This window comes from Blautia hominis, assembly GCA_002270465.1.
GTDB classification, from domain to species: domain Bacteria; phylum Bacillota; class Clostridia; order Lachnospirales; family Lachnospiraceae; genus Blautia; species Blautia hominis.
In genome coordinates, this window is the sequence record NQOF01000001.1 from 849701 (window position 1) to 862369 (window position 12669).

A 12669-nucleotide genomic window follows, 5' to 3' on the forward strand; every position below is an offset into this window, starting at 1 on the left:
ATTCTTGTCTTTTTTCTGAAAAAATGGCATAATGTTTCAATACAACAAAAGATGCGAAAAGCATCGAAAAAAGGGAGAGAATCATGGAGAAAAAAAGAGGAGCATTTTCTAACAAGATGGGATTTGTCCTTGCCGCTGCGGGTTCCGCGGTTGGTCTTGGAAATCTCTGGCGCTTCCCGTACCTTGCAGCAAAATACGGAGGCGGCATTTTCTTACTCGTCTATCTAATTCTCGCCGTAACACTTGGGTTTACCCTGATGATAACAGAGATTGCCATAGGCCGAAAAACAGGCCTCAGTGCAGTAGGTGCTTTCAGAAAGCTGGACAAACGATTTGGCTTCGTTGGATATCTGGCCTGTATCGTTCCTTTTATCATCACCCCATATTACTGTGTTATCGGCGGATGGGTGATCAAATACCTGATCACCTTTGTCAGCGGCAACGTATCTGCGGCTGCCGGAGATGACTATTTTACAGGTTTTATTTCCCAGGCCGGTTCACCGGTGCTGTGGTTTGCGGTTTTCGTACTGCTGACTTCCATCGTCGTGATTGCCGGCGTGGAAAAAGGCATCGAGAAAGCCAGCAGGATCTTAATGCCGGTACTGATCGTACTTACACTGGGCATCTCTATCTTCTGTATCACAAGACCTGGTGCCGCAGAAGGTGTGAAGTATTATCTGCTGCCTGATTTCAGCCGTTTCTCAGCAACCACTGTGCTGGCTGCCATGGGACAGTTGTTCTACTCTATGTCACTGGCTATGGGTATTATGATCACATACGGTTCCTATATGAAGAAAGACAACAGCCTGGAAAAATCTGTCCGTCAGATCGAGATCTTCGATACCGGAATCGCTTTTCTGGCTGGCCTTATGATCATCCCGTCCGTATTCGTATTCTCCGGCGGCAACGAGGAGGCCCTGGGCAAGGGACCATCCCTGATGTTCATCACACTGCCAAAGGTATTTGACAATATGACACTGGGCGGCGTCATTGGTGCGGTCTTCTTCCTTCTGGTCCTGTTCGCGGCACTGACCTCCTCCATCTCACTGATGGAGACCAATGTGTCTATTATCCGTGACAAACTGGGCTGGAGCAGAAAGAAAACAACGATTGCAGTCACCATATATGTATTGCTTCTGGGTGCACTGGTATCCCTCGGATTCGGACCTCTGGATTTCATCCAGATCATCGGACTGGGACTTCTGGATTTCTTCGACTTCCTGAGCAACAGTGTGCTGATGCCGATCGTTGCTATCCTGACTTGTATCAGCATCGGCTTCTTCATCAAGCCAAAGGCTGTATATGATGAAGTGGAGCTGAACGGGCCTTTTAAAATGAAAAAGTTCTATACGGTCATGTTGAAATGGATCGCTCCTATCTGCCTGATCATGATTCTGATCTTCGCAGTATCTGAGGCAATGGGTTGGATCAAAGTCTGATACAAAGAGCCATATCTGTAATTTCGGTTACAGGTATGGCTCTTTTTTCATATCTTATCGTTTTTCAAAGCTTCCGCATTTTGTCTCTTCACAGTGACAGGCACTTCCGCCTGTGATTGTGATCTTGTCCGCATGGCATTTCTCTTCTTTGTTGAAAGTACAGGTACATGCACGGCAGTCCACATCAATGGTACGGCATCCGCAGCTGTCAGCAGCGGCTTTATTTGACGCGGATTCTCCTCTTTCCTCAAAGCTGCGGCAGCAGGTCTCGTCTGCAACTCTCGCTTCGCTTCCGTCTACCAGGATATCTCCTTTGGAGCAGTATTCATCTTTGTTATAAATACAGGTTCTTGCGGTACAGCTTAATAATGGCATAGTCATTTCCTCCTTATGATTTCGTCGGAAATAGTATGCGTCCGGCCGCTGGATTTTATACCATGGATTTTTTTATAAATTTATTTCTGCTCTTCTGCCTTTACTTCACGGATCTCTCTGCTTTTTATCTCCTCTTTGACGGAAGTGATAAACTCACCCAGGTCTTTTTGCCCCTCATCGCCCAGGAAGCGGCTTCTCACGGACACAAGGCCCTCCTCCTCTTCTTTGGCGCCTACCACTACCATATAAGGTATTTTTTCCAGTCTGGCCTCGCGGATCTTGTAACCGATCTTCTCAGCTCTTGTATCCATATCCGCGCGGATTCCCGCCTCCTGAAGCTGTGCCAGGACTTTTTTGCCGTAATCCATATATTTGTCAGAGATAGCCAGGACACGCACCTGGACCGGGGATAACCAGGTCGGAAATGCACCTGCAAAGTGCTCGATCAAGATGCCGATGAAACGCTCAATAGAGCCAAATGCCACCCTGTGGATCATGATCGGGCGGTGCTTTTCCCCGTCAGCGCCAATATATTCCAGTTCAAAACGAAGGGGAAGCTGGAAGTCAAGCTGAATGGTTCCGCACTGCCAGGTCCTGCCGATGGAGTCCTCCAGATGGAAGTCGATCTTAGGTCCGTAGAAGGCTCCGTCCCCCTCATTGACCACATAGTCAAGTCCCAGGTCATCCAATGCACCGCGCAGGGCTTCTGTAGCCATTTCCCAGTCCTCATCGCTTCCCATGGAATCCTCCGGGCGTGTGGACAACTCTACATGGTATTTGAATCCAAACAGGCTGTAAACCTGGTCTATAAGGCTGGCAACGCCTTTGATCTCATCACGGATCTGGTCCGGTGTCATGAATATATGGGCATCATCCTGTGTGAAACAGCGCACACGCATCAGTCCGTGGAGCTGGCCTGATTTCTCGTGGCGGTGCACCAGTCCCAGTTCCCCCATACGCAGCGGCAGGTCTCGGTAAGAACGGGGCTCAGACTGGTATGCCAGGATGCCTCCCGGACAGTTCATGGGCTTGATGGCAAAATCCTGCTCGTCAATAACGGTTGTGTACATATTTTCTTTATAGTGGTCCCAATGGCCTGACGTCTCCCACAGATGGCGGCTTAACATGATCGGGGTGGAAATTTCCACGTAGCCGGCTTTTGTATGGATCTCCCTCCAGTAATCCAGCAGGGTATTTTTCAGCACCATGCCCTTTGGCAGGAAGAATGGAAATCCCGGTCCCTCGTCGCGCATCATGAACAGGCCCAGCTCTCTGCCCAGTTTTCTGTGATCACGCTTCTTCGCTTCCTCGATCCTTGCCAGGTGTTCCTCCAGGTCTGCCTTCTTTGTGAAAGCCGTGCCATAGATCCTGGTAAGCATTTTATTCTTCTCACTGCCTCTCCAGTAAGCACCTGCAAGGCTTGTGAGTTTGAAGGCTTTCACCGGTTTTGTGGTCATCAGATGAGGACCCGCACAGAGGTCTGTGAACTCTCCCTGTTTATAGAAACTGATCACCGCATCTTCCGGCAGGTCCTCGATCAGCTCCACTTTATAAGGCTCCTCTTTTTCCTTCATAAACGCTATGGCTTCCTCTCTCGGAAGCTCGAAGCGTTCAATGGGAAGGGATTCCTTCACAATTTTCTTCATCTCCGCCTCGATTTTTTCTAGGTCTTCCGCTGTCAGGGGAGTCTCCCTGTCAATATCATAATAGAAGCCATCAGAAACGGATGGTCCGATCGCCAGCTTTGCATCCGGATACAGGCGCTTGATGGCCTGGGCCATGATATGGGATGCGGTGTGGCGGAAGGCCGCCTTGCCGCCTTCATCATTGAAAGTCAGGATACTCAGCTCACAATCGCTGTCCACTACTGTTCTCAAATCCACGGTCTGGCCGTCTACTTCCCCTGAGCAGGCCATTCTTGCCAGGCCTTCGCTGATATCCGATGCGATATCAAGGACAGATACAGCATGATCGTATTCTTTTTTTGACCCGTCTTTTAATGTGATAATCATAATTCCTCTGCTTCTCCTTTTCTCTAGTACAGCCTATATCACTGGAACTTATGCAACGCTGTACTAGGCATATTTCTTGTGCAATTCGGTACTGCTCACACGCGACAGACCGGAAACCGCAAAAAACCCGTCCCATGCAGCCATTTCTGACTGCAAGGGACGGGTAACTGTCATTACTCGCGGTTCCACCCTTGTTGTACACTGTCCTCATTTCAAGGACCGGTTCACCACTCATTTGACGGTAACGGAATCACCGGGCCGGATCAGGGCCGCTCCAAGGTAGTTTTCAAATGCTTCCTGAACAGGCTGCTTCCAGCATATGCCGCCCTCTCTGGGAACCTCCGCATTTTACTCGTCTTGTCAACGCGTTTTCTGTATGAATCTAACTTTCATTATAGCCGCAAAAATATTTTTGTCAACTATTTTATCAGTTCCAACAGTTCATCCCTGCTGATCCTGTGGTCAGCCACTGCCTGCCCTTCCATGACGTTTTCGGCCAGGCGTGCCTTCTTTTCCTGGAGGGCCAGGATCTTCTCTTCTATGGTGTTCTTCACCACCATCTTCATGACAGTGACTATATTCTCCTGTCCGATACGGTGGGTACGGTCTGTAGCCTGGTTCTGGGCAGCCACGTTCCACCATGGGTCATAGTGTATGACAACATCCGCCTTTGTCAGGTTCAGCCCCGTGCCGCCTGCTTTCAGGGAAATAAGGAAGACCTGGGTTTCCCCATTCTGGAAGTTTTTCACCATCTCCCGGCGCTGTTCTTTGGTGTTCTTTCCCGAAAGATAGAGATAGGAAATCCCCGCCTTGTCAAACTCCCCGGCCAGCAGTTCCAGCATGGTGGTAAATTGGGAAAAAAGCAGTATCCTGTGCTCTGCCTGTACCAGATCCCGGACCAGTTCCACGCAGCTTTCCTGCTTTGCGGAACCTCCCCTATAATTTTCGTAGCAAAGCTTTGGAGAACAGCAGATCTGCCGCAGCCCTGTCAGTTCCGCCAGATACTTGATCTTCTGGGCCTGATAATCCTCCTCGCTCTGGCTGTTTAATTCCATCTGCAGCCTGGCGACTCTGGCATCGTAGATCTTCTTCTGTTCCTCCTCCATCTTCACATAGATGGTCTTCTCTAACTTGTCCGGCAGGTCTTTGAGCACATCGTGTTTTTTTCTGCGCAGAATAAAGGGATTTACCATATGCTTCAGCCGTTCCATGGCATTTTTGTCCTCATTCTGTACAATAGGCTGTTCCAACTCTTCCCGGAACTTTTTGTAGCTGTAAAGATACCCGGGCATTACGAAATCAAAAATACTCCACAGATCACTGAGACGGTTCTCTATCGGGGTACCTGTCAGTGCCAGACGATGGACAGCCTGTACTTCCTTCACTGCTTTTGCCGTCTGTGTGCCTGCATTTTTAATGTACTGGGCTTCGTCTATGACCATATAAGGGAAGACCCTGTCTCTGTACAGCTCTGTATCCCGCTTCAGCAGGTCATAGGAAGTCACAAGTATTTCCGACCCGGATGCGCTTTTTATGATCTCCTCCCTCTGCTGGCTGCTGCCAACGGCCACTGTGACCGGAAGGTCCGGCGCGAACCGGCTGATCTCACTTTCCCAGTTATAGACCAGGGAAGCCGGGCACACGATCAGAGCGCCCTCTTTCTTCATTTCTAGCAGTGCAATGACCTGAAGTGTCTTTCCCAGTCCCATATCATCTGCCAGAATCCCTCCGAAGCCCCACTGGGACAGCATAGCCAGCCATCGGAACCCGTTTTTTTGATATTCCCTGAGTTCTGCCTTAAGTTCCTCCGGAATCTCAAAATCATTGTCCTGATAGCTGTTCATCTCACGGATGAGCCGTTTGAATTCCGGACTTCTTCTGGTATCCGCCTTGCCCGGCTGCGCTTTTAAAGTTTCGGCTATGTAGGATGCCCGGTATTTTGGTGCGGAAAAACTGCCTTTTGCAAAATCATCTTTATCAAATCCAAGTCCCTGGGACAGCTCTGATATGAGGGAGAGGCCGTTATCCTCAAGGCTGATAAAATCACCGTTTTTCAGACGGTAATACTTTCTCCGTCTGCGGTATCCCGAGAGTATCTGCTCCATCTCCCTCAAATCCATATCTTCCACCTGAATATCCAGATCCAGCAAATCCCCGGACATGCCGATTCCGATATTGACTTTTGGGGTGGGAAGGATCCGCATTCCCTTGATCTTGTCATCCACAAATAGGGCTGCCAGTTCCCGGATCTTGGGAAATCCCTGTTCCAGAAGATCATATATCTTATCTTCCTTTGTACAGAGCCCATAGATCTCCCCAGCTCTTTCTTCTATATCAAAATACGCTTCCAGGCATTTTTTCAGGGCCCCTTCCCTCTGCATGTCACGGTACTGGCTGGCCGGGTCTATCTGGGCAAACAGATTGTAGACTGTATCTCCATAGATGGCTTCCGCCCGCATCCGAATGGCATCCCGATACTTTTCATCCATACTCAGGTACACATTGCACTCCGCCTCTTTTGGCTGGTACTCGTCAAAATCAATATCGTTCATCTGAATATCCGCATACTGCTCCAGAACAGGAAGCAGTGTTCCGCAGAATGCTGTGTAGTCCTCCCGGTTGAGAAATATCGAACGGTCCCTGGATTGGAATGTATAATATTGTACGTTGTCCGTGTTCAAAGCTTTCACGATCGGCATCATATCTCTTGAAAAATCAGATGTGCACTGGTAAATGATGCCGTCTTTCTGCAGATAGTCGTGGACATTTCCTTTTATCCACTTTGGTGAATGCAGATAAATATTTGCCCCCTGCTCCTCCGTTTTGACGATCTCCATTTTGATCTCCGGATTGCCGTGTCTGACCTGATAGGGGGTTCCGTCTATTTCTATGGTCCGGTCCATATATTTTTGCAGGACCTTGTCTATCCCATAACCGTTCAGTGAAAGATTCCGGAAATTAGAGCTGTATATCTGGGAACTGAATTCCATATTATTATACTGGATCTTCAAATAATCAGACAGAAGGTCGATCCAGGAAAGGGCCTCCGGGGTAAAAGCAGAACGGTCATGGATAAAACCTAGATTTTTGCCGTAAGAATCATATTTGCCATATTCCACGCTGTCCAGCATTTTACAAATATTTCTCAGGATATACAGTTTGCGCGTGCCTATTTTAAATTCTATGTGGAAAGAGTTATATGAGGTTGTGATGACCGGCTCCAAGCGGACCTGACCATAATATTCCCCCAGCAGATACGCGTTATTGCGCACAGCGTACTTAGCAATGGTATTTTTCAGTGTGTCCGATGTCTCCCGTTTTCTCGGGCCTCTCACAGGAAAATCCACGATCCCCTGTGAATCCCGCGGCGTTTGGGTGTCTCTGTAGGCAAGTGCCAGAGCCACGCAGTGCTTACACATACCAAAATAATTTCCATACACCGGACAACTGCAGACATAGTCCATAATATCATCATGGGAGTCAAACGTAACCGTCACATCATACCATTTGCTGCCGCTGCCTTTTACCTGGGCACTCACCTCTTTTATGCCCTCCGCACATTCCTCGATCAGGAAACTTTTGTATCCCTTTTTCTCGGCAAGCAATTTTCCCCGCTGATACATTGCCGGAAAGCAATTTTCTTTGATCGTGCTGATTTTTAACATTTTTCCCTCTCCGATTTATAAAATTATTGTATTTTTCCTCCAACGGTCACATGTTTCCTGCTGCTTTGTCCTTCACCACTCCGAAAAATTCTCTCACAAGGTAATTGACTTGTAAAAATTTATTGCTTTCGGAAGGGATCCCTTCTATATGAGAGCACCCCAGTTTTTTCCCCAGGGCCACGCCACGGTACACGTGAAAATTGTTGGTCACTACGCCGATGGATGCCTCTATCCCTTTCTCATCTTCCTTTGTGTCAATGATCTCCAGAGAAAATTTCAGATTTTCACTGGTGTTTGTGGAACGCTCTTCTTTCAGAAGCCGCTTGGGGGAGATGCCTTTTTTCTCAAGATAGCGGTACATTGCCTCCGCTTCTGTGATATCCTCCCCTGTCCCTTTTCCTCCCGAGAGAACTGCACAGGTCTCAGGATTTTCCTCCAGGTACTCCCTGGCCCGCTCCACACGCAGTCTCAGAGAATTGCTCAGTTTTGTGCCGTTCACCTGGGCACCCAACACAATAATATAATCCAGATCTTTGGATGGCCGGTGAAACATTCCTGTAAAGATCAAGGCTTCCACTGCCACAAAAATAAGTACACAAAGCGCTGCCAGAACCAAAAGACCGTTTTTCAAGGCCACAGGGAGTACAAACCCGGACAGCATTCCGTGCTTACTGCTTAAATGCAGAAATAGCGCGATTCCGTAAAAAAACACGCCTCCTGCCGCCCATATACATGGAAACAAAGAGGAAAGCCCCGCATAGACAGCAATGCCTATAAAATAAAAGGTGCAGAGGCTCCCCAGGATAATGCATAAAATCTTCATATGTATCCTTCCGTAACGATTCAGCAGGTCTGCGCATTCACTGCGCTGCCCCTAAGAAAGTGTACCACGGCCAAGCAAAAATCCCATCGCCAAAGGCGATTCTGCATGGATTTTTGCCTGTAACTGTGAGGGTGCTGAACAGTTACATCCTTTCTAAACAAAGAGGGGCGGTTCTCCACCGCCCCTCTTAAAAATTATTTATTTCTGCCACAGCAGTGTTTATATTTTTTGCCACTTCCGCATGGACACGGATCATTACGACCGATTTTTGCACCTTTTACGATCGTACCGGATTTTTTCTGCTCTTTATAAAGCTCTTTTTTCTTCTCCTCCGGGAAAATCTCATCCCACTGGGGAAGTTCATACAGCCAGTCTGCTTTCGCATCCACCATGTTCTTATAGAGCAGTTCTTTGTCAAATCCCAGATTGACTTCTGTATTCTCGTCCATCTCCTCAATGGGGTTCTGAACTTTCAGACTGTCATTAATACCATCCAGGAATCCAACCATAGTCATAACTTCTACTTCAAATTTATCTGCCAGGTCTTTCACTGTGCCGCGAACTACTTCGTCCGGGTTGGCAAGAAGTTTTTCATAGATCCCTTTTTCGATCAGAAAATAGTTGGTCCAGAATTTCTGCAGCTGCGCTTTGTCTGCTTCCTGAGAATAGGCAACATCTCTCCATTCCTGTAATAATGCCATGTATCTTTACCACCTTTTATTTATTATCGTATTTTGAGGCGTCCCGAAACGCCTGACAGATATAGTATATACGATATGACCGATTTTTTCAATCCTTACTTTTTACTGATAAATTTTCTTAACAATCCTTAAAGAATCCATCTGCCATTGGTAAAATCAGGAATCGCCACCGGCTGTCCGCCAAGGGCAATTGATTCCTCAGACAGGGCACTTATGCACATCCAAGAAGCGGCATCGTAAACGTCGATCGGGCAGGGTTTGTGATTTTTCACACTGTCAAAAAATGCATCAAACACCAGCCAGTCCATTCCGTCATGTCCGCCCTGGACACCGTCATTCAGGAATTTTTTCCACACCGGATGTTCATACTCTGCCTCATACCGTACAGCATTCCCCCACTGTTCTTTCCATTTAAAGTCATACGCCGCGTCCTTCCCGTTCAAAAACACAGAATCGGTTGCCTCCTCATACATGCCCTTTGTTCCCCACACCGTAAAGTCACGGCTGTAAAATCTGGGAAGTGTGGTGTTCAGGGTGAGCAGGATGGTTTCTCCTCCTGCGCATTTAATGGTGGTGTTCACCACATCTCCCTGGGAAAATTCCGGGATTTCCTGGCCGTATCCTGCCAGATACTCCGAAAGCCCCTCTGCTTTCGATGCCATGGAACTCAGAGTCAGCATCCGGTTGCCCCTGTTGATGTTAAGAATCTGGGCTATAGGACCTAATTCGTGGGTTGGGTAGTTCTCTGTATTTCTGTGTATATAATTTCGGAGACGGTAATGGCGGTTTTCTTTTCCCCCGGCAACCTCACTGCGCAGGTCATGGAGATAACCGCCTTTGCAGTGGACGATCTTTCCCAGTACGCCCTGTCCGGCCATATTCATGACCATCATCTCCCGCCTGCCGTAGCAGCAGTTCTCTAAAAGCATAAACGGTGTTTTTGCAGCCTCCCAGGCGTCAACCAGGTCCCAGCACTGTTTTATACTGTAGGCGCCTCCCACTTCCATGCCTACGGCTTTGCCGGCGTGCATGGCTTTTACTGCAAGGGGAATGTGACTCTCCCAGGCGGAAGATATGACAACTGCGTCAACCTGGCTGCTGTCCAGTACCTCCCGGGCCTCTACTGTGATAAGAGGCTTTTTTCCGGTCATATCCTTGGTAAGCTCTGCCGCTGCCTGTGCCCTGTCCTTATATTCATCGCAGACGGCTGTGATTTCCACATCCATCCTATGCAGCATGACGTCTTTTAAAAGGCTGTATCCCCTGCATCCAAGTCCTATTACCCCAACTCTGAGTTTTTCCATCTGAACGGCTCCTTTTCCTTATGTATTTTATGTTTTGAACTTTCTATATAATAGTTGTAACATACCCGTATACAGATTTCTATGTGGATTTGGGGATAAAATATTTGAATATGGATAACTATCAGCTGCCTGCCCAGTTTAAAAAAACAGATAAACTCCCGTCATGGTCCCGGCCACCGGAGAAAGGATGCGGGGGATTTTCCTGTGACCCGTTTAAAAACAGTACTGAAATAATTCCTGTCACAGAAACCCAGACACTCTGCCGTCTCATTGATCCCGGTTCCGCTTTCCAGCATTTCCATAGCATGCCGGATCTTCATCTGTGTAAAATATGTCATGATTCCAATCCCGGTATATTTTGAAAACGTCTTTTTCAGGGAAGCCTCGCTCATGCTGCATAATCTGGCTATGTCCGCCTGGGTCAGTCTCTCCTTTATATGTTCTTCCAATGTACGGACAATGCGTCTGTAATTGTCGGCACTGACGGATTCATAATAATCCATTTTCTGCTTTTTTCCGTTCAGTACGGACAAAAGAAGATTTTCCGCTGTATTGATAAAGATCTGCGCCTCCACTCCCCTGCCTGTACGCACACTTTTTACCAGAGTCTCCTCCTCCCTGTCAAACACTTTTGCCGCCATTTCTCTCAGAAATGTAATGGTATTATGATTCTCCTCTGTCAATTGGAACTGCTTTTCATTTATCAGAGGCATGGCATCCGCTGCAAAGGAGATCACAAAAATATGAGGTTCTGTCCTTCCTTCTGACCAAAGGCGGTGAAATTCCATGGGGCGGTGCAGCACAGACTGTCCTTTTTCCAGGATCAGTATGTCTTCCCCTGCCGTCACCCCCAGTGTCCCGTCCAGCACACAGACGAATTCCCAAAAGTCATGGGACTCTCCCTCAAAATAGTAGCTTTTATCAAAGGTTTCCTCAAAAATGGTAAAGAGTGATGTGATACTGATATATTTACTGACCGCGCATCCCTGAAAATATCTTTTCATGGTCTTTCTCCTTAAACATCCTGATATTGTAAGCGTTAAAACTGGTTTACAAAATTATTTTAACTTTTTTTATTTCTTTTGTATAGGATGTTTGTTTCCGGTCATACTATAAGTAGTCCACGGAGGGAAGGCACAAAGATGTGACGCTCTTCGAGGATCACAAAAGAAAAAGTAGAAATACTTATCCTCCCCTTTGAAGCCTCTGTAACCGGAAGAAGCCCACCGGTTACAGGGGTTTTACATAATGTGAAGTGTTGAAGCAGGGCTAAAAACTGCTGATAGCAGTTCCCACAGCCCTTATTCTTCTGTTAAAATTCAACTCCCATCTTTATACTTTCTTCCGGATGTTCTATAATATAGTGGGTATATTCTTTGTCACACTCTGCAAACTTTACAACAGGAAATACAACATTTTCACAGTTTATTTTTCCTGATGCCATGAGTTTCCAGCTTTCTCTGCAAATCCGCTCAAAGCTCCATCTTGGATAGTCTCGGTTGGGATTACTGCAGGCTCTTGAAAAGAATATATTCTGCTGATTAAAGTGCCCCTCTCTTCCCAGATGAATAGGAACATAACATTCCTTAAACCAGCCGCATAAAGCCATATTGCCGTTATAAGAGAGAGCGCGAAGTCCTTGTTCCAAAGCCTTGTAGTTCCCACTTGTCTCTATAACTACATCTACGCCCATACCATCTGTCAGTTTCCGAAGTTCCATTCCCATATCCTGCTCCAGAGGATTAAAAGCAATATCTGCACCATTTTCCAGTGCTGTCTTTCTGCGAAGTTCGATGGGGTCAGATACCGCTACAAAGGAAGCCCCCGCTGCTTTTGCTGCCTGGGCTGCCATCTGCCCGATAGCTCCAAGGCCTGATATCAGAACCGTATCACCTATTCTTAAATCAGCGTCCCTAAGTCCGCCCAAGGCAAACTGCATAGGGTCATAACACATAACCTGTTTCCAGGTCATCCCTTCCGGCATATTCAGAATCTCACAGGCCTTTACTGTATGGGTTTCCGCCAGATGTCCGTATCCGGCCACCTGCTCTCCTACCGTATAACCCACTGCCTCATCCCCCACTTCTGTTATAATGCCCACCCACATATTTCCAAGACCGCCAAAAACAGAACTCGCCCTCTGCTCCCGTTTCCTGAATATTTTCAGTTCTTCATCATAATATAGTTCTTCAAAAGGCATTGCTTTGATTCCTGTCATTTCCGTTCCATGCTTAGGTGCACCATATATGCATTTTACCCTTACTTCATCCGCCTTCAAGGGTTGTTCTTCATACTCAAAAAGCTGCGGTGTATAATTTTCATTTGCAAGTAATTGTTTCATTGTCTATTC

9 protein-coding genes are annotated in these 12669 nt (G+C 47.3%); 1 reads left to right on the top strand and 8 read right to left on the bottom strand.

The features are described from left to right. Window positions 1-83: 83 nt before the first annotated feature. Window positions 84-1439 carry a sodium-dependent transporter gene (locus CI595_RS03900; protein ID WP_095171900.1) on the top strand — a complete coding sequence of 452 codons (1356 nt, stop codon included), beginning with the start codon at window positions 84-86 and terminating at the stop codon, window positions 1437-1439. Between the two features lie 54 nt (window positions 1440-1493). On the opposite strand, the gene CI595_RS03905 is transcribed toward CI595_RS03900, so the two are convergent. The 8 genes from CI595_RS03905 to CI595_RS03940 all read right to left on the bottom strand — a co-directional run bounded on the left by CI595_RS03905 (window position 1494) and on the right by CI595_RS03940 (window position 12660). Further along, the gene (locus CI595_RS03905; RefSeq protein ID WP_095171903.1) at window positions 1494-1814 is read right to left on the bottom strand and encodes a DUF1540 domain-containing protein; all 321 of its coding nucleotides are present in this window, start codon (window positions 1812-1814) and stop codon (window positions 1494-1496) included. A gap of 80 nt (window positions 1815-1894) precedes the next feature. Beyond that, the gene (gene thrS, locus CI595_RS03910) at window positions 1895-3826 is read right to left on the bottom strand and encodes a threonine--tRNA ligase (RefSeq protein ID WP_095171906.1); all 1932 of its coding nucleotides are present in this window, start codon (window positions 3824-3826) and stop codon (window positions 1895-1897) included. A 419-nt stretch (window positions 3827-4245) separates the two neighbouring features. Next, complete coding sequence (locus CI595_RS03915; protein ID WP_095171908.1) at window positions 4246-7491, bottom strand: SNF2-related protein; 3246 nt, start codon at window positions 7489-7491, stop codon at window positions 4246-4248. 46 nt (window positions 7492-7537) lie between these two features. Beyond that, window positions 7538-8314, bottom strand: a complete 777-nt coding sequence (locus tag CI595_RS03920) for a YdcF family protein (RefSeq protein ID WP_243135093.1) — start codon at window positions 8312-8314, stop codon at window positions 7538-7540. A gap of 194 nt (window positions 8315-8508) precedes the next feature. After that, a complete protein-coding gene (locus tag CI595_RS03925) occupies window positions 8509-9015 on the bottom strand; it encodes an SEC-C metal-binding domain-containing protein (RefSeq protein ID WP_065543013.1) in 507 nt (168 codons plus the stop codon). A 128-nt stretch (window positions 9016-9143) separates the two neighbouring features. Continuing rightward, a complete protein-coding gene (locus tag CI595_RS03930; protein ID WP_095171910.1) occupies window positions 9144-10319 on the bottom strand; it encodes a Gfo/Idh/MocA family protein in 1176 nt (391 codons plus the stop codon). Window positions 10320-10480: 161 nt separating this feature from the next. Continuing rightward, complete coding sequence (locus CI595_RS03935) at window positions 10481-11323, bottom strand: helix-turn-helix domain-containing protein (protein ID WP_095171912.1); 843 nt, start codon at window positions 11321-11323, stop codon at window positions 10481-10483. A gap of 308 nt (window positions 11324-11631) precedes the next feature. Then, complete coding sequence (locus tag CI595_RS03940; RefSeq protein ID WP_095171914.1) at window positions 11632-12660, bottom strand: zinc-dependent alcohol dehydrogenase; 1029 nt, start codon at window positions 12658-12660, stop codon at window positions 11632-11634. Between the last annotated feature and the right edge of the window lie 9 nt (window positions 12661-12669).

Coding starts and splice junctions, on each gene's coding strand:
- CI595_RS03915 (WP_095171908.1), bottom strand. CDS start 7,491: ATGTTAAAAATCAGCACGATCAAAGAAAATTGCTTTCCGGCAATGTAT.
- CI595_RS03925 (WP_065543013.1), bottom strand. CDS start 9,015: ATGGCATTATTACAGGAATGGAGAGATGTTGCCTATTCTCAGGAAGCA.
- CI595_RS03920 (WP_243135093.1), bottom strand. CDS start 8,314: ATGAAGATTTTATGCATTATCCTGGGGAGCCTCTGCACCTTTTATTTT.
- CI595_RS03935 (WP_095171912.1), bottom strand. CDS start 11,323: ATGAAAAGATATTTTCAGGGATGCGCGGTCAGTAAATATATCAGTATC.
- CI595_RS03940 (WP_095171914.1), bottom strand. CDS start 12,660: ATGAAACAATTACTTGCAAATGAAAATTATACACCGCAGCTTTTTGAG.
- CI595_RS03905 (WP_095171903.1), bottom strand. CDS start 1,814: ATGCCATTATTAAGCTGTACCGCAAGAACCTGTATTTATAACAAAGAT.
- CI595_RS03930 (WP_095171910.1), bottom strand. CDS start 10,319: ATGGAAAAACTCAGAGTTGGGGTAATAGGACTTGGATGCAGGGGATAC.
- CI595_RS03900 (WP_095171900.1), top strand. CDS start 84: ATGGAGAAAAAAAGAGGAGCATTTTCTAACAAGATGGGATTTGTCCTT.
- thrS (WP_095171906.1), bottom strand. CDS start 3,826: ATGATTATCACATTAAAAGACGGGTCAAAAAAAGAATACGATCATGCT.